The sequence below is a fragment of the Streptomyces sp. 147326 genome (assembly GCF_045000215.1).
In the GTDB taxonomy this organism is placed as follows: domain Bacteria; phylum Actinomycetota; class Actinomycetes; order Streptomycetales; family Streptomycetaceae; genus Streptomyces.
Genome location: NZ_CP134201.1, coordinates 4,953,295 through 4,968,785, shown reverse-complemented (window position 1 = coordinate 4,968,785; position 15,491 = coordinate 4,953,295). Strand labels below are relative to the sequence as shown.

Here is a 15,491-nt window from a genome sequence, read left to right as displayed (position 1 = left end):
GTCAGCCTCGCCGGCGTTCGAGGCGCGGCGGTTCGGGGGCAGGGCCCCCGACAGCGGCACCGCAGGGAGCTACTCCTCCCGGATGGGGACGCGGCCGTTGACTGTGGGAGCGGCGGAGCCACCCGTGGGACCTGCTGAGCCGCCCGCAGGGGACTGGCCCATCGTGGCCAGGAGTTGGCGTGCCACGCCCAGGCCCGTGCCGCCCATCGTCAGGGCCTTGGCGAACATCTCCGACATGCCCTCGGCCCCGTTCAGCAGCACCATGTGCTCCACGTTCCCGAAGGCCCCCGCGCCCGCCTCCACGATCGCCGGCCAGTTCTCGGCCAGCTGCTGCGCGACGACCGCCTCCTGGTTCTCCGCCAGTGCGGCGGCCCGCGCCTTGATCGCCTCGGCTTCGGCCAGACCGCGCGCCTTCGCCGACTCGGCCTCCGCGAGGCCGCGCGCCTGGGTGGCCGCCGCCTCCGCCTCACCCGTGGCCCGCGTCGCCTTCGCCGACGCCAGACCCCACGCCTCCGTGGCCGTCGCGTCCGCGGTCGCCGCCGTCGTCACCCGCGTGGCCTCCGCGGCCGCCGCGAGCTCCGTCTCCTTCGCCTTCGCCTGCGCCGCGGAGATCCGCGCGTCGCGCTCGGCCTCCGCCCGGGTCCGCGTCTCGTACGCCGCCGCGTCCGCGGGCTTGCGCACGTCCGCCTGCAGCTGCTGCTCGCGCCGGTGCGCCTCCAGTTCCGCGACGCGGGTCTCCTGGACGACGACCTCCTGCCGTGCGGCCGCCTCGGACAGCGGGCCCGCCTGACGGGCCGTCGCCGCCGCCTTGTCGCGTTCGGCCTGGTAGCCGGCCTGCAGGATCTCGCTGTCCCGCGTCGCCTCGGCCATCCGGGCGAAGGCGGCCTGTTCGGCCTCCGTGGCCAGCCGGTTCGCCTCGGCCTGCGCGATCCGCGCGTCCCGCTGCACGGCGGCCGCGTGCGGCATCGCCAGGTTCTTGATGTAGCCGGTCGGGTCCTCGATCTCGTGGATCTGCAGCGAGTCGACGATCAGTCCGAGCTTCTCCATCTCGGTGCCGCAGGCCATCCGGGTCTGGCCGGTCAGCTTCTCCCGGTCGCGGATCATGTCCTCGACCGTCAATCCGCCCACGATGGACCGCAGATGGCCCGCGAAGACGATGTGCACCCGCTCCGGCATCATCTTCTGCTGGTCCAGGAAGCGGCGGGCCGCGTTGGCGATCGACACCAGGTCGTCGCCGACCTTGAAGATGACCACGCCCTTCACCCGCAGCGGGATGCCCTGGTGGGTGACGCAGTCCACGGACAGCTGCGTCTCGTTGAGGTCCAGGGACAGTTTCCGCACCGCCTGCACCCCCGGCAGGACGAGCGTTCCGCGCCCGGTGACGATCCGGAACCCCATGCCCTGACCGACACCCTCGGTCTTGTGCGTGGAACCGGAGATGACGAGTGCCTCGTTGGGTTCGGCTACCCGCCACATGAGCTTGAACAGGCCTATCGCGGCCACGATTGCGGCGAGAACGATTCCCGCCACGACGCCGATAGCCATCGGCAACGCCCCCTTTGTTCCAGTGCCGTTCGGCACCGATGAGGGCGAGTCTGCGCCTGCCGCGCCCCGGCGTGAAGACGGGGGCGCGGTCTTGTCGCCATCTTGATACGCACAGGTCGCGCGGGGATGGCGGCCGTTTCAGTTGTCGTAGGCCGCCATCACGTACACCGTGCGCGGCGGCTGGTACTCGACCACCGTCACCACCGTGCCGACGGCCAGCCGGCCGGTGCCGTGGACGGGGTGGGCGAGGAAGTGCTCCGCCCCGCCCCGGATCCGTACGATGACCTCGCCCACGAGGCCCGGTCCGACCGTCCCGGTCACCCGGCCGGTCATTCCCACCATGTCCGTGTCCGCGCCCGTGTCCCCCATGGGGCGAGGGTACGCCGCCGCGCCGCGCGGCGACCCGGCAGCGGCGGCGCGTCGTTACGAGTGGCCGAGGTCCTCGGCCGGGAGGTCCGCGACCGGGACCGAGCCCGTGTCCGTGTCCGTGGCAGCGACCGGCCGCAGGGTGAACTCGTCCGAGGCCATCGAGTCGAGCACTGGCGGAGCGGGCCGCATCGGCGTCGGCATGACCGCGGCCTCCGAATGGCCGCCGCAGCCGTAGGACAGCGACACCAGGCGGCCGTCGGCCGGGCTGAACTCGTTCGCGCAGACGCCGAAGGCCTGGCCGAGCGAGCCGCCGATCGCGACCAGGAAGCCGCAGGAGACACAGGACGCGGGTGCGGCTTGCGCCATCGGGGTCTTCGCGCCGAAGCCCTCGTCCCAGCGGTCCGCCGCGCTGTGCAGCCCGTACCGCGACAGCACGCGCGCCCGGCGCATGCCCAGCTCCTCGGCGACCGAGGTGATGGAGCCGCGTACGGGGACCACCGCGCGGTCGGTGACGTCGGCGTCCTCGGCCTCGACCAGTTCGGCCATTTCGGTGGAGACGACCGAGTTCGGCGGCGGGGTGTCCTCGCCCGACCAGCCCGGCTCCAGGCGCAGGTCCTCGGCGTCCGTGGGCAGCAGGTCGCCCGGGCCCATGTCGCCGGGGCGCAGCCGCTCGCTCCACGGCACCCACTCGGGGGCCAGCAGGGCGTCGTCGCCGGGCAGCAGCACCGTTTCGTCGAGCGTGACGTTCTTCGCGCGGGAGGCGCGGGTCACGGTGACGGCCCAGCGCCAGCCCCGGTAGCCCGGTTCCTTGGACTCGAAGAAGTGGGTGACGACGCGGTCGCCCTCCGCCACGGCGGAGACGTGCGCGCCCACCACTCCGGGGAAGGCGGCCTCCTCGGCCGCCGCGCGGGCGAGCTCTACCGCCTCGACGCACATGCGGTCGGGGGTACGCGGGGTACGGCTTCGCGTCGTCGCAGCACTCACTGGTCTCGTTCTCTCCTACGCCGTCTCACGTGTGCGCCGTCCGTACTGTCGTCCACAACGACCCGTCGGTGCTGTCCGTACGTGGCGCGGGCGGAGCGGACCAGAGGGCCGCGTCGACGTCCGCACCCGATCGGACTCCGGGCGCACCTCACTGCGACCCATTCTGCGGGATCACGAAGAGGCGCGCGGCCAGGAGCAACCGCCGGTGGCGCGCTACGCACGCTACCTCCTCTTAAGCCTCGGGCACACATGCAAGGTCCGATTCGCGGACAAGCCACCGGCTCCGTGACGCGCCGGGAGGCGCCCACGAGGGCCGGGTGGGGCACTATGTCGAGTGTGGCACCCGCACGGTCGTCCGACGACGGCTCGGGACCGGCCAAGCGGGCCGGCCGGGCTGTCGGGCGTGCCCTGCACCTTCCGTTCACGGGTACGGCGCGCGGGATCCGGCGGGCCACGCACGCGCACGGGGCCGGGGAATCGGGCCTCGGCAAGCTGATCGAGCTGCACGCCATCAACGGCGCCGGCGACATGATGATCACGGTGGCACTGGCCTCCACGGTGTTCTTCTCCGTACCCACGGACGAGGCGCGGGGCCGGGTGGCCCTGTACCTGGCGATCACGATGGCCCCCTTCACCCTGCTGGCCCCCGTGATCGGGCCGCTCCTGGACCGGCTGCCGCACGGCCGCCGGGCGTCGATGGCGGCCGCGATGCTGGCCCGTGCGCTGCTGGCGCTGATCATGTCGGGCGCCGTGGAAACCGGGGGGATCCAGCTGTATCCGGCGGCGCTGGGCGTGCTGGTCGCGTCCAAGTCGTACGGGGTGGTGCGCAGCGCGGTGGTGCCGAGACTGCTGCCGCCGAAATTCTCACTCGTCAAGGCGAACTCGCGGGTCACCCTGGCGGGCCTGCTGGCCACGGGCGTGGCGGCGCCGGTGGGCGCGGGGTTGAACGCGATCGGGCCGCAGTGGCCGCTGTACGGGGCCTGCGTCATCTTCGTGTGGGGGGCCTTCGCGGCGTTCACGCTGCCGCACCGGGTGGACGAGGCGAAGGGCGAGCGCCGTGCGCGGCTGTCCACGCACGAGGCGCACTCGAAGCGGCCGGGCCTGCGGACGATCAGCCGCTCGGTGCTGTGCGGACTGCTGGCGAACGCCTCGATGCGCGCGCTGTCCGGGTTCCTGATCTTCTTCCTGGCGTTCCTGCTGCGCGAGCATCCCCTGGAGGGGCAGAGCGCGGCGGTGTCGCTGGGGATCGTGGCCGTCTCGGCGGGCGTGGGCAACGCCTGCGGTACGGCGGTGGGCGCGTGGCTGCGGGCCCGGGCGCCGGAGGTCATCATCGCGGCGGTGCTGTGTCTGACGCTCGGGGTCGCGGTGCTGGCGGCGGTCTTCTTCAGCGGGCTGTTCATGGCCGTGCTGGGCGCGACGGCGGGCTTCTGCCAGGCGCTGGCGAAGCTCTCGCTGGACGCGATGATCCAGCGGGACATCCCGGAGGCGGTGCGCACGTCGGCGTTCGCCCGTTCGGAGACGCTGCTGCAGGTGGCGTGGGTGCTGGGCGGCGCGATCGGCATCGTCCTGCCGCTGAACGGCGTACTGGGCATGTCCGTGGCCGCCGCGATCGTCGCCCTCGGCACGACGATGGCCCTCCGCGGCGTCACCTCCGCGCCCCGCCATCCGAGCGCCTCCCGCCCCCGGGTCGCATAGCCGGCCGGCCGCCGCTGCGGCGCCGCTGCCGGGGCTCCGCCCCGGACCCCCGTACGTGCGCTTCGCGCCCGTGCCCTCAAACGCCGGGCGGGCTGGAAAATCCAGCGCCGCCGGCGTGTGAGGCGCGGGGGTCCTGGGGCTGGCCCCCGGCAACGGCGCCGCAGCCGGACAATGCGCCGCGCCGCAGGCCACTGGTACCCCATGCAGCGGCGCAGCCCAGGGGCCCGATAGCCTTCGGCTCATGACCGCACCGCTTTTCTCGGGTAGGGCCCGCCGCAGCGTCGCGGCCCTCGGAGCCGTGTCCGCCGGACTCCTCCTCCTCTCCGCCTGCGGCGGAGAAAAGCCGACCCCCCTGGCGACCGTGACGGTCGGCAGCTCGTCGGTGTCCACCGAAGCCTCCTGCCACGGTGGCAAGGAGCCGCTCTCCATGGACGAGGTCCAGGAGTGCCTGACCAACTTCAAGGACCCCAAGACCATCGAGTACGCCCGTGGCGACACCCTGCGCCTCGGGGTCGAGCCGGAGGTCGTCGAGGACGGCAAGAGGTGGTCGGCGGTGCTCGACGGCCAGCCGATCACCGAGCCCTCCTCGAACACGTACCGCAGCTTCCCGGGCGCCGACGTCTTCGCGACCGGCGGCCAGGGCGAAGCCCCGGCGTCGAAGAAGCTGGCGTTCCTGCAGATCGGCGAGGACGGCAAGCCGCTCGCCGTCTGGTCCTTCAACCTCAAGCTCAAGTAGCCGGACGGCACCGGTGCGCGCGCTCGTCGTGACCGCGGTGGTGGCGGAGGCCGACTCCGTCGTTACCGGTCTGACCCCTCATCCGGACGCTCCCGGTCCTGAGCCGCGCACCCTCCCCGGCGGGTACCCCATCACCCGCCGGGACCTTCCGGGCATCGCCTTCGACGTGCTCGTCGGGGGCGTCGGGCCTGCGGCGGCCGCCGCGGGCACCGCCACCGCCCTGGCCCTCGCCGACTACGAGCTCGTCGTCTCCGCCGGCATCGGCGGCGGGTTCGATCCCGCCGCCCCGCTCGGCTCCCTGGTGGTCGCGGACGCGATCGTCGCCGCCGACCTGGGCGCCGAGACCCCCGAGGGCTTCCTCGACGTGAGCGCGCTGGGCTTCGGCCGCAGCGTGCACCTGCCGCCGGCCGAGCTCGCCGCGCGCGCCGCCGAGGCGACCGGGGCGCTGCTCGCGCCCGTACTGACCGTCTCGACCGTCACCGGGACCGCCGCCCGGGCGGCCGGGCTCGCCGCCCGGCACCCGATGGCCGGGGCCGAGGCCATGGAGGGCTTCGGGGTCGCGGAGGCGGCGGCCGCGCACGGACTGCCCGTACTGGAGATCCGCGCCGTGTCCAACGCCGTGGGCCCGCGCGACCGTGCCGCCTGGCGGATCGGGGACGCGCTGGGCGCGCTCACCGCCGGCTTCCGCGTGCTGGGGCCCGTACTCGCGAACTGGGGAGAACGCCATGAGCACCGGTGAACCGCTGAAGATCGCCTACTCGCCCTGCCCGAACGACACCTTCGTCTTCGACGCCTGGGCGCACGGCCGGGTCCCGGGCGCCCCCGCCCTCGACGTCACCTTCGCGGACATCGACCTCACCAACGGCATGGCCGAGCGCGGCGAGTTGGACGTGCTGAAGGTGTCGTACGCCGTGCTGCCGTGGGTGCTGGAGGAGTACGCGCTGCTGCCGTGCGGCGGTGCGCTGGGGCGCGGCTGCGGCCCGCTGGTGCTCACGCGCGAGCCGGGTCTGGACCTGGCGGGGAAGACGGTCGCGGTGCCGAGCGAACGCTCCACCGCCTACCTGTTGTTCCGGCTGTGGGCGGCGGACGTCCTGCCCGAGGGCGTCGGCAAGGTGGTCGTGCTGCCGTTCCACGAGATCATGCCGGCGGTGCGCGACGGCCGGGTGGACGCCGGACTGGTCATCCACGAGGCCCGGTTCACCTATCAGGATTACGGGCTGCACTGCCTGGCCGACATGGGCGAGCACTGGGAGTCCACGACGGGTCTGCCGATCCCGCTCGGCGCGATCATCGCGAAGCGCACGCTGGGTGCGGAGCGGCTGCGCGCGCTGGCCGAGTCGGCCCGTACGTCGGTCCGGATGGCCTGGGACGACCCGGAGGCCTCGCGCCCGTACGTGCGCGCCCACGCGCAGGAGCTGGACCCGGCCGTGGCCGACCAGCACATCGGGCTCTACGTCAACGAGTTCACCGCTGACCTCGGCGACTCCGGTTACGCGGCGGTGCGCGGGCTGCTGACCCGGGCGGCGGCGGAGGGACTGGTACCGGCCATCGCGCCCGGCGCGCTGGCCTTCCCGTAGTCCCGGACGCCCCTCGCACGACCGCGCCCCGCCGCTCTTCCCAGTGGCGGGGCGCAGGTGTGCGAGGGGTGGTCAGACGTCCAGCTGGTCGGCCACCGCGCGGAGCAGTCCGGCGATCTTCGTGCCGTGCACCTTGTCGGGGTAGCGGCCGCGCTCGAGCATCGGGGTGATGTTCTCCAGCAGCGTCGTGAGGTCCTGCACGATCGAGGCGAGCTCGTCGGGCTTGCGGCGCTGGGCTGCCGCCACGGACGGCGCGGGGTCCAGTACGGTCACCGAAAGTGCCTGGTCACCGCGTTGTCCGGCGACGACGCCGAACTCGACTCGCTGACCGGGCTTGAGGGCATCGACCCCGGCAGGGAGCACCGACGAGTGGACGAAGACGTCGCCGCCGTCGTCGCGGGAGAGAAAGCCGAAGCCCTTCTCACTGTTGAACCACTTGACCTTGCCGGTAGGCACGTCCGTCCTCTGTCCTTGTGCTCGTCGGGGGTCCGAAGTGCCGTGAACGGCTCCGGACAACAGCGCAGCGGGCCATGTGTGACCCGCCACCTCAAGGCTAATGGTCGGGGGCCGGGTGACAAGACGTTCCCCGGTCCTTCACGGTCGGCTGCTTCGGCCAGGGAACTACCCTGGTGAGGTGACTGTTACTCCTCATTCAGACGAAGCGCGGCCCGGCGACGGACTGGTCAAGGCCGGCGGCATCGTGTTCATCGCCGGTGCCGTGGCCACGCTCGCGACGATGGCTCCGCTGTTCCTCGACGTCGATCCGTTCCCGCCGTACGCGTGGGCGGTGTGCATGCTCATGGGCGTCGGCTTCGCCATCTCCGCGGCGGGCGTGCTCCGCTCGGCCGCGGCGCAGCGCAGGGCGGCCCGGGCCTCGCAGGCCTGAGCCGGGGGCCGCGCCTGGCCGGGTCCGGGCCGAGGAGTGCGCCTCACGAGCCTGAGCCGGTGTCCGTTCAGACGGGCTGTGCGGCGACGTACCGCGCGAGCCACTCGGGCAGCGCGTTGAGGTCCGGCAGCACCACGTCCGCGCCCGCCGCGCGCAGTTCCGGCTCCGGGCACGGGCCGGTCGGCACCGCCACGGACAGCGCGCCGGCCGTACGGGCCCCGCGTACGTCGCCCACGTGGTCGCCGACGTAGACCTGCGCGCCGTACTCGCGCAGCGCGCCGGCCTTGGCCTCCGCCCAGAGCCAGCCGATGACCGCGTCCGGCTCGATGCCGAGGTGCGCCAGGTGCAGCCGGGCATTGGGCTCGTGCTTGGCCGTGACGACGATCGCGCGGCCGCCGAGCGCCTGGACGGCCTCGATCGCCTCGCGGGCGCCCGGCATCGCCGGGGTCGGCTCGATGGCGTGCGCGGGGTAGATCTCGCGGTAGCGGTCGGCCACGGCCGGGATCTCGGCCTCCGGGAACCAGTACGCGAGCTCCTCGTCCAGCGGCGGGCCCAGACGCGTGACCGCCTCGTCGGCGTCGATGAACGTGCCCGTCTCGGCCGACAGGGCCTGGTAGGTGGCCCTGATGCCCGGACGGGAGTCGATGAGGGTCATGTCGAGGTCGAAGCCGACGGTGAGGTTCATACGGGCCATTGTGCCGAGGCGGGGTGACAGGAGGCCGACAGCGGGCCTACAACGGGGGAACGTACGCTGAGGGCCGCCTTACCAATTCGTGAAATAGGTGACATGGCCGGCGTTTGAGGCGTGGGGTCCCGGGGCGGAGCCCCAGGGGGAGGGGCGAGGCCCGGCCTCGCCCCTCAGCGCCGGCGGGCCCGCCACACCAGGTAGACCACGGAGGCCAGCGCGGCAGACCGCAACAGCCACGGCCACATCCCGTGCAGGGCCCCGCTCAGCTGCTCGTCCGCCAGCGTCTCGCCCCACCTGCCGTTCATCCGGCCCCACAGCCAGACCGCCGCCCCCGCGAGGACCACGCCGGGCGGGCCGAAGACGGCCCACTTCCGCTCGGCCGGCCGCAGCACGCGCGAGGCGTACGGCAGGAGCCAGCCGACGACCAGCAGCAGCCAGTACCCGGTGGCCACGCCGACGACGAGGACGGCCGCGGCCAGCAGCAGGAGGGCGTTCGGGCGCGGCCGGGCCGGGGCCGCGGCCGTTTCCTCCGGCTGCGCGGCGGCGGCCTCCTTCCGGGCCCGCCGCCGCTCGCGCAGGAACCGTACGAGGCTCCGCGTGCCCGACGGCGCGGGCCCGGGCGGGGCCTGCGCCTCCTTCCCGGCCCCGTCGCGCTCTTCCTCCGCGTCCTCCTTGAACAGGTCCGGGATCTCGATCCCGCCCGCGAAGCCGTCGACCTGCGGGCCCGAGCCGTACGCGGCGGGGGACACCCGCCACCAGTCGGGCTCGGCCCCGCCGGACGGGCCCAGCTCGTCGAGCCCGGCCAGGTGCGGCGGCACGTTCCGGGGCTCCGCCGCCGGCCGCGGCGCGGGCGCGCCCGGGCGGCGGAGGCGGCCGGGGGCACGCTGCACGGGTACCGACGCGCCCGGGGCGGAGGGCGCGGCCGGCCCCGGGGCGGGGGCTGCGGAGCCCTGCCGGGAGCCGAGGGTGTCCAGGACCTCCTCGGGCGTGCCGATCCGCTCCAGGATGCGGCGTACGGCGGCCGGGGTCTCGGGTTCGTACTTGGCGCGCCGACGGTCGATCTCGTCCCGCAGCCCCGCCACCAGGCGCATCCGGTCGCCGGAGGAAAGCTGCCGCTGCTGGGCCAAGTCCCCGACGCGGCTCAGATATTCGTAGACCAGATGGTCGCTTTCGATCCCCATGCCCCGGCTCCTCCCGTACCGCCCACCCGAAAGGTAGCGCGTGCGCCCGTGGAGCCGTCGCGGGCACAGCGGATACCGTTGGCCGGATGGGGACCGGCCGACTGACCGGCCGACGCGACCAGGAGGCGACTGTGCCCGAGGCAAGCACTGCGGGGGGATCCGGCGGAAGCGGAGCCCCGCGCTCCCTCGCCGAGGCGCTGCGCGCCCGCGACGACGCGGCGCTCGCCACCCTGCTGCACGCGCGCCCTGACCTGCTCGGTCCGGTGCCCGGCGACGTGACGCAGCTGGCCACCCGCGCCGGCACCCGGGCCTCGGTGGTGCGGGCGCTGGAGCGCCTGGACCGCTTCACGCTGCAGACGGCCGAGGCGCTCGCCGTGGCCCCGGACCCGTGCCCGTACCCGGTGCTGGAGTCGCTGCTGACCGGCGAGGAGGGCACCACCGGTGAGGACAACGGCGCCCGCGCCGCGCTCCCACGGGCCCTGGGCGCCCTGCGCGACCAGGCCCTGGTGTGGGGCGACGACGACCGGCTGCGCCTGGTGCGCACCGCCCGCGAACTGCTCGCGCCCTCCGCGCAGCGGCCTTCGCCGACCGGCCTCGGTCCCACCGTCGCCGAGGCCACGTCCGGCATGTCGCCGACCCGGGTCCAGGAGATCGTGGCGGCGGCCGGGCTGCCCGCGACGCACGACCCGGTGTCCGCGGTCTCGGCGCTGACCGGGCTGTTCACCGATCCGGAGCGGATGTCCGCGCTGCTGGACGAGGCTCCGGCGGAGGCGCACCAGGTGCTGGGGCGGCTCGTGTGGGGGCCGCCGTACGGGGAGGTGACCCCGAACCCGACCGCGCCCGTGCGCTGGCTGCGCGACCGGGGGCTGCTGCTGCCCGCGACGGCGCGGACCGTCGTACTGCCCCGCGAGGTGGCGCTGCACCTGCGCGGCGGGCTCGCGCACCGGGACACCGCGCCGGTGGCTCCGCCGGTGGCCGTGCACCGCGAGCACCGTCCACAGCTTGTGGACGCGAACGCCGCCGGGCAGGCGCTGGCCGCGCTGTCCACCGTCGAGGAACTGGTGAAGTCCTGGGAGCACGCCGCTCCGCTGGTGCTGCGGGCGGGCGGGCTCTCCGTACGGGACCTGAAGCGGGCGGCGGCCACCCTGGACACGACCGAGCCGTCGGCGGCGTTCTGGATCGAACTGGCCTACGCGGCCGGGCTGCTGGCCAGTGACGGGGAGGCGGACGAGCGGTACGCGCCCACTCCCGCCTTCGACGACTGGTGCGAACTCCCGCCCGCCGAGCGGTGGACGGCGCTGGTGGAGGCCTGGCTGCCGGCCACCCGCACGTCCGGCCTGGTCGGCGAGCAGGACGCCAAGGGGCGCACGCTGTCCGCGCTCGGCCCCGACCTCGATCGCTCCGCCGCCGCCGAGGTGCGCCGGCGCGTCCTGGAACTCCTCGCCGCGCTGCCGGAGGGCGGGTCCCCCGACGCGGAGGCCCTGCTGGACCGGCTCGCGTGGGAGCGTCCCGTACGCGGTACGAGCGATCTGCGCACCCGCCTCGCGCGCTGGGCGCTGGCCGAGGCGGAGGTCCTCGGGGTGACCGGCCGGGGCGCCCTGTCCGGGCCCGGCCGGGCCCTGCTCGCGCACCAGGACCCGGCGCCGCTGCTGGCACCGCTCCTGCCCGAGCCGGTGGACCACGTCCTGCTGCAGGCCGACCTGACGGCGGTGGCCCCCGGTCCGCTGCGCCGGCCGCTCGGGGACACCCTGGCGGTGCTGGCCGACGTGGAGTCCAAGGGCGGGGCCACGGTGTACCGCTTCACGCCCGGCTCGGTGCGCCGGGCCCTGGACGCCGGGCACGCCGCCGCCGACCTGCACGCCTTCCTCAAGGAACACAGCCGCACCCCGGTGCCGCAGCCCCTCGCCTACCTCATCGACGACGTGGCCCGGCGCCACGGCCACCTGCGCGTCGGCGCGGCCTCCTCGTACGTCCGCTGCGACGACGACGCGATGCTGGGCGAGATCCTCGCCGACAAGCGCTCGGCCGGGCTGGGTCTGCGCCGTCTGGCCCCCACGGTCCTGGCCGCACAGGCCGAACCCACCACCCTGCTGGAGGGGTTGCGGGCGATGGGGTACGCGCCGGCCGCGGAGTCCCTGACCGGCGACGTCCTGGTGGCGCGGGCCGACGCCCACCGCGCACCGGCCCGCTCGGCGCCCGTACCGGTGCCGGACGGTCCGCCGGTACCGGACGCGACGCTGCTGGGGGCGGCCGTACGCGCGATCCGCGCGGGCGACCTCGCGGCGACGGCGGTCCGCAAGGAGCCCGCGCCGTCCACCGGTGCCCCGGGCGAACTCCCGCGCACGAGCGCGGCGGAAACCCTGGCGACCGTCCAGGCGGCGGCCCTGACCGGCTCGGCGGTGTGGATCGGCTACGTGAACGCGGACGGCGCGGCCAGCCAGCGCGTCATCGCCCCGGTCCGCGTGGAGGGCGGCTTCGTCACGGGCTACGACCACACGGCGGACGAAGTCCGCACGTACGCCCTCCACCGCATCACGGGCGTGGCCGAACTGGCCGAAGACCAGGTCTAGCGCATCCAGCCCAGGCCAATCCCAGCCCCGCCGGCGTTCGAGGCGCGGGGTCCGGGGGCAGCGTGCCCGGCAACGGCGCGGCACCCGCACCGAAAACGGCTGGCAGGCCGCGAGGCCGTCCCGCACTCTGAGGCCATGCCAGCCGCCGTACCCACACCCGCCCACCAGATCCGCGCCTCGCACACCGCGACCACCCTCACCGTCTACCAGGCCTACGCCCCCCGCCTAGGGGACCCGGCGGCTCGCGACGGCCGCTTCCCGCCCGCCTGGAAGCGGGAGCGGATGACGTGGATCAAGCCCTCGTTCCTGTGGATGATGTACCGCTGCGGCTGGGCGACCAAGACCGACCAGGAGACCGTGCTGGCCGTCGAGATCACCCGTGAGGGCTTCGACCGGGCCCTGCGAGAGGCCTGCCTCTCCCACTACGAGCCGGGCGTGCACGCGGACCGGGCCGCTTGGAAGGCGTCCCTGCGCGAGGCGCCCGCCCGGGTCCAGTGGGACCCGGAGCGCGACCTCCACCTGAACCCGCTGCCGTACCGCTCGCTCCAGATGGGCCTGTCCGGCCCGGCCTCGCGCGCGTACGCCGACGAGTGGACGGTCTCGATCCGCGATGTGACCCCGCTGGCCCGGCAGATCCACGGCCTGCTCCGGTCCGGCGGAGCCGAGGCGGCCCGCGCCCTGCTCCCGGTGGAGACGCCCTACCCGTCGGGCCCGCTGGAGCACCTCCGTACGGCGGCGGCGGTCAGTCCCGGACGAGGAGGACGATGAATCCCACGACGACGCCCAGCAGCAGGGCGAACCAGGAGTAGCGCGGACGCGACTCGCGCAGCACCGGGAGGTAGTGGTCGGCGGCGAAGCGGCCCGGGCCGGTGAGGGTGAGGGCGACGACCCCGGCGAAGAGGAGCACTTCGAGTTCCACGCCCTTGGGCGGGAAGTAGGCGCTCAGGCCACGGACGTCGAGGACGTTGATGAAGATGCCGGTCAGGGCGGCGCCGGCGAGCGGGGTGAGCAGGCCGAGGGCGAGTCCGAGGCCGCCCAGGGTCTCGGACAGTCCGGCGATGACGGCCATGGCGTCCCCGGCGGGATAGCCGGCCATCGTGAACCCCTTGCCGGTCGCGGTGAGGCCCGGGCCGCCGAACCAGCCGAAGAGCTTCATGGTGCCGTGGCCGACCATGCTGAGGCCGACGACGAGCCGGAGCACGAGCAGGCCGGTGTCGTGGGTGGCGGTGGTGGCAGGGGCAGGGGCCGAGGCGGCACGGAAGAGCGCCTGGTCCCGTCGTACATGCGTCATGAGCGTCCGTTCTACGTCGCCTGTGAGCGACGGCCACCGTATGACGCCCGTCCGCGACGACCCGGCCGCAACGTCGCCGGTCTCCGTCGACGACCCGTTCGGCCGCAGGCCCGCCTCCGGCCCGGCTCACCTGGCCGCGTAGTCGATCAGCCCCGGGTCGAACGGCCACACCTCGCGGAGCCACCCCCGCACGGCCTCGTACAGGGTCGCGTCGAGCGGCGCCCGGTCGGCGCGCACCCACGAGCTGACGTGGATCCGGCCGGGCGCCTCCTTGGCCGGGTAGATGTAGAGGCACCCGACGACGTCGTCACCGTCCAGCACGCTGTACGTGAACCCGGTCCGGGCCTCGAAGTCCCGCGCATGGCGCACCAGGTCGGCCCGGTTGGCCTCCGCGGACATGCCCTCCAGCGGCGGCCAGTTCTTCCCGTGGAACCCCGGCGTGGCCCGGACGTGCGCGATGCTGCCGCTCCAGGCGGCGAGGTCGCGCTCGTTGTGCCGCTCGCCGAGCGGCTCCAGCCGGAAGCCGTCCGCCACGAGGGTCCGCGGCACTTCGAAGCCGGCGGGCACGAAGGGCTGCTGATCGTGGTTCATGCCCGGACCGTACGTGCGCGCGCCGCCAGTGTCAGCACCTTTTCCACCGGCCACTGGTCGTCGACGTGCTCCCCGTACGACCTGGCGAGGACCGTCCCGTCGGGCGCGATCAGGAAGTCCGCGGGCAGCCCGAGCCGCCCGCCCGCCTGGGTCCGCGACGGCGCCTTCTGCCGCCCCCGCAGCAGTTCGACCGTGCCGAGGGCGATCGCCCGCAGTACCGGCCCCCAGGCGCGCGGGCTCAGCAGGGACCGGTAGGACGACTCGACGCCGAATGCGGCGTACAGCCGCTTGTCCGGGTCGGCGATCACCGCGAACGGCAGCCCCGCCACGTGCGCGCGCAGCTCGTCGGCGCCGGAGTGGAAGACCACGACCTCGCGGATGCCGGCCGCCTCGATCTCCGCGTGCCGCCGCACCACCGAGCGCAGGTGCAGATGGCAGACGGGGCAGCCGGCGAACCGGCGGAACTGCAGGTGGACCAGCCGCTCGGGGTCCGGGACGGCGACGGACGAGCCGTCCGTGACGGCGGTGAGGACGCGGGTGGGGACGAGGGAACCGGTGTCGAGCTGCACGAGGACCTCCACAAGGTCACGGGCGGCGGGGCGGCGGGGCGGCGGGGCCGCGCGGACCCCTCCGTAGGCGTATGCCGTACACCTAACAGCGTAGGCGTATGTCGTACGCTGTCAACCACCATGCCGCGCCCCCGCTCGCTCACCCAGGACCAACTGGCCGCTGCAGCCCTCTCCGTGATCGACCGTGAGGGACTCCCGGGGCTGTCCATGCGCGCCGTCGCCGTCGAACTCGGCATCAGCACCATGGCCCTGTACCGGTACGTCCAGGACCGCGGGGAGCTCGAAGCCCTCGTCGTCGAACTCGTCCTCAGCGCCGTCGACAGCACCCCGCCGCCCCCGTCCGCCGGGCCCTGGCGGGCACGCATCACGCTCCTCGTCGACCGGCTGCGGGACACCGTCGGCGCGCACCCCGCCGTCCTGCCGCTCACCTTCGCCCACCGGCACCGCTCCCCCTGCGTGCTGCGCTGGGGCGAGACCGTCCTCGGGGTGCTCACCGAGGCCGGACTGGGGGCCGAGGAGCGGATCATCGCCCTGCGCGCCCTGCTCGCCTACGTGATCGGCGCGATCCAGCAGGAACACCTCGGCGCCCTCTCCGGCGCGGGCACCAACGCCATGGCCGACCTCCCGGCGGACGCGTTCCCGTACCTGACCGAGGCCGCCCGCGGCGCCCGCTCCCTCACCCCGGACCGGGAGTTCCACGGCGGCCTCGCCCTGCTCCTGGCCGGCCTGGACCGGCCCTAGGCCCGCGCCAGGCCGGGGCCTAGGCCCGCGCCAGGCCGGGGCCTGGGCTCGCCGCCAGGCCGGGGCCT

The 15,491-nt window shown here is 74.4% G+C and carries 17 protein-coding genes; 8 read left to right on the top strand and 9 right to left on the bottom strand.

Going from position 1 to position 15,491, the window contains the following annotated elements; all coding sequences use genetic code 11:
* Positions 1–69: 69 nt before the first annotated feature.
* From RIU97_RS22810 to RIU97_RS22800, 3 genes are all read right to left on the bottom strand, one after another.
* The gene (locus RIU97_RS22810) at positions 70–1,545 is read right to left on the bottom strand and encodes a flotillin family protein (protein WP_404959438.1); all 1,476 of its coding nucleotides are present in this window, start codon (positions 1,543–1,545) and stop codon (positions 70–72) included.
* 138 nt (positions 1,546–1,683) lie between these two features.
* The gene (locus tag RIU97_RS22805) at positions 1,684–1,914 is read right to left on the bottom strand and encodes a hypothetical protein (protein WP_319728442.1); all 231 of its coding nucleotides are present in this window, start codon (positions 1,912–1,914) and stop codon (positions 1,684–1,686) included.
* Positions 1,915–1,968: 54 nt separating this feature from the next.
* A complete protein-coding gene (locus RIU97_RS22800; protein ID WP_404959437.1) occupies positions 1,969–2,898 on the bottom strand; it encodes a DUF3027 domain-containing protein in 930 nt (309 codons plus the stop codon).
* A gap of 327 nt (positions 2,899–3,225) precedes the next feature.
* Between RIU97_RS22800 and RIU97_RS22795 the strand changes: the two genes are divergently transcribed.
* The 4 genes from RIU97_RS22795 (at position 3,226) to RIU97_RS22780 (ending at position 6,906) form a co-directional block, all read left to right on the top strand.
* On the top strand, positions 3,226–4,593 hold the full coding sequence (locus RIU97_RS22795) for an MFS transporter (RefSeq protein ID WP_404959436.1): 1,368 nt from the start codon (positions 3,226–3,228) through the stop codon (positions 4,591–4,593).
* 241 nt (positions 4,594–4,834) lie between these two features.
* Positions 4,835–5,329 (top strand): DUF2771 domain-containing protein, encoded by a 495-nt coding sequence (locus RIU97_RS22790; protein WP_404959435.1) that lies wholly within the window; start codon positions 4,835–4,837, stop codon positions 5,327–5,329.
* Positions 5,330–5,342: 13 nt separating this feature from the next.
* The gene (locus RIU97_RS22785) at positions 5,343–6,068 is read left to right on the top strand and encodes a futalosine hydrolase (protein ID WP_404959434.1); all 726 of its coding nucleotides are present in this window, start codon (positions 5,343–5,345) and stop codon (positions 6,066–6,068) included.
* A complete protein-coding gene (locus RIU97_RS22780) occupies positions 6,055–6,906 on the top strand; it encodes a 1,4-dihydroxy-6-naphthoate synthase (protein WP_383569903.1) in 852 nt (283 codons plus the stop codon). The genes RIU97_RS22785 and RIU97_RS22780 overlap by 14 nt, the downstream gene beginning before the upstream one ends.
* Before the next feature lie 72 nt (positions 6,907–6,978).
* On the opposite strand, the gene RIU97_RS22775 is transcribed toward RIU97_RS22780, so the two are convergent.
* On the bottom strand, positions 6,979–7,362 hold the full coding sequence (locus RIU97_RS22775) for a cold-shock protein (protein ID WP_030012939.1): 384 nt from the start codon (positions 7,360–7,362) through the stop codon (positions 6,979–6,981).
* A gap of 178 nt (positions 7,363–7,540) precedes the next feature.
* On the opposite strand from RIU97_RS22775, the gene RIU97_RS22770 reads away from it, so the two are divergent.
* Positions 7,541–7,792, top strand: a complete 252-nt coding sequence (locus tag RIU97_RS22770) for a hypothetical protein (protein WP_030727717.1) — start codon at positions 7,541–7,543, stop codon at positions 7,790–7,792.
* 67 nt (positions 7,793–7,859) lie between these two features.
* On the opposite strand, the gene RIU97_RS22765 is transcribed toward RIU97_RS22770, so the two are convergent.
* Both RIU97_RS22765 and RIU97_RS22760 read right to left on the bottom strand, forming a co-directional pair.
* Positions 7,860–8,486: an HAD family hydrolase gene (locus RIU97_RS22765; protein ID WP_404959433.1), complete on the bottom strand. Its 627-nt coding sequence runs from the start codon at positions 8,484–8,486 to the stop codon at positions 7,860–7,862.
* A gap of 164 nt (positions 8,487–8,650) precedes the next feature.
* Positions 8,651–9,661 carry a hypothetical protein gene (locus tag RIU97_RS22760; RefSeq protein ID WP_404959432.1) on the bottom strand — a complete coding sequence of 337 codons (1,011 nt, stop codon included), beginning with the start codon at positions 9,659–9,661 and terminating at the stop codon, positions 8,651–8,653.
* Positions 9,662–9,747: 86 nt separating this feature from the next.
* On the opposite strand from RIU97_RS22760, the gene RIU97_RS22755 reads away from it, so the two are divergent.
* Positions 9,748–12,231: a helicase C-terminal domain-containing protein gene (locus RIU97_RS22755; protein ID WP_404959431.1), complete on the top strand. Its 2,484-nt coding sequence runs from the start codon at positions 9,748–9,750 to the stop codon at positions 12,229–12,231.
* A gap of 135 nt (positions 12,232–12,366) precedes the next feature.
* Positions 12,367–12,999: a DUF4291 domain-containing protein gene (locus tag RIU97_RS22750; protein ID WP_404959430.1), complete on the top strand. Its 633-nt coding sequence runs from the start codon at positions 12,367–12,369 to the stop codon at positions 12,997–12,999.
* Here the strand turns inward: RIU97_RS22750 and RIU97_RS22745 are convergent.
* From RIU97_RS22745 to RIU97_RS22735, 3 genes are all read right to left on the bottom strand, one after another.
* Entirely contained in the window at positions 12,974–13,522 is a 549-nt protein-coding gene (locus RIU97_RS22745) for a DoxX family membrane protein (RefSeq protein WP_404959429.1), read from the bottom strand. The two genes, RIU97_RS22750 and RIU97_RS22745, sit on opposite strands and share 26 nt — an antisense overlap.
* Positions 13,523–13,648: 126 nt before the next feature.
* Positions 13,649–14,113: an N-acetyltransferase gene (locus tag RIU97_RS22740; protein WP_404959428.1), complete on the bottom strand. Its 465-nt coding sequence runs from the start codon at positions 14,111–14,113 to the stop codon at positions 13,649–13,651.
* The gene (locus tag RIU97_RS22735) at positions 14,110–14,682 is read right to left on the bottom strand and encodes a peroxiredoxin-like family protein (protein ID WP_404959427.1); all 573 of its coding nucleotides are present in this window, start codon (positions 14,680–14,682) and stop codon (positions 14,110–14,112) included. The genes RIU97_RS22740 and RIU97_RS22735 overlap by 4 nt, the downstream gene beginning before the upstream one ends.
* A gap of 120 nt (positions 14,683–14,802) precedes the next feature.
* Between RIU97_RS22735 and RIU97_RS22730 the strand changes: the two genes are divergently transcribed.
* Positions 14,803–15,423, top strand: coding sequence for a TetR/AcrR family transcriptional regulator (locus RIU97_RS22730; RefSeq protein WP_404959426.1), 621 nt, complete (start codon positions 14,803–14,805; stop codon positions 15,421–15,423).
* The last annotated feature ends 68 nt before the right edge of the window (positions 15,424–15,491 follow it).

Coding starts and splice junctions, on each gene's coding strand:
- RIU97_RS22740 (WP_404959428.1), bottom strand. CDS start 14,113: ATGAACCACGATCAGCAGCCCTTCGTGCCCGCCGGCTTCGAAGTGCCG.
- RIU97_RS22750 (WP_404959430.1), top strand. CDS start 12,367: ATGCCAGCCGCCGTACCCACACCCGCCCACCAGATCCGCGCCTCGCAC.
- RIU97_RS22795 (WP_404959436.1), top strand. CDS start 3,226: ATGTCGAGTGTGGCACCCGCACGGTCGTCCGACGACGGCTCGGGACCG.
- RIU97_RS22790 (WP_404959435.1), top strand. CDS start 4,835: ATGACCGCACCGCTTTTCTCGGGTAGGGCCCGCCGCAGCGTCGCGGCC.
- RIU97_RS22810 (WP_404959438.1), bottom strand. CDS start 1,545: ATGGCTATCGGCGTCGTGGCGGGAATCGTTCTCGCCGCAATCGTGGCC.
- RIU97_RS22765 (WP_404959433.1), bottom strand. CDS start 8,486: ATGGCCCGTATGAACCTCACCGTCGGCTTCGACCTCGACATGACCCTC.
- RIU97_RS22730 (WP_404959426.1), top strand. CDS start 14,803: ATGCCGCGCCCCCGCTCGCTCACCCAGGACCAACTGGCCGCTGCAGCC.
- RIU97_RS22805 (WP_319728442.1), bottom strand. CDS start 1,914: ATGGGGGACACGGGCGCGGACACGGACATGGTGGGAATGACCGGCCGG.
- RIU97_RS22780 (WP_383569903.1), top strand. CDS start 6,055: ATGAGCACCGGTGAACCGCTGAAGATCGCCTACTCGCCCTGCCCGAAC.
- RIU97_RS22745 (WP_404959429.1), bottom strand. CDS start 13,522: ATGACGCATGTACGACGGGACCAGGCGCTCTTCCGTGCCGCCTCGGCC.
- RIU97_RS22760 (WP_404959432.1), bottom strand. CDS start 9,661: ATGGGGATCGAAAGCGACCATCTGGTCTACGAATATCTGAGCCGCGTC.
- RIU97_RS22755 (WP_404959431.1), top strand. CDS start 9,748: ATGGGGACCGGCCGACTGACCGGCCGACGCGACCAGGAGGCGACTGTG.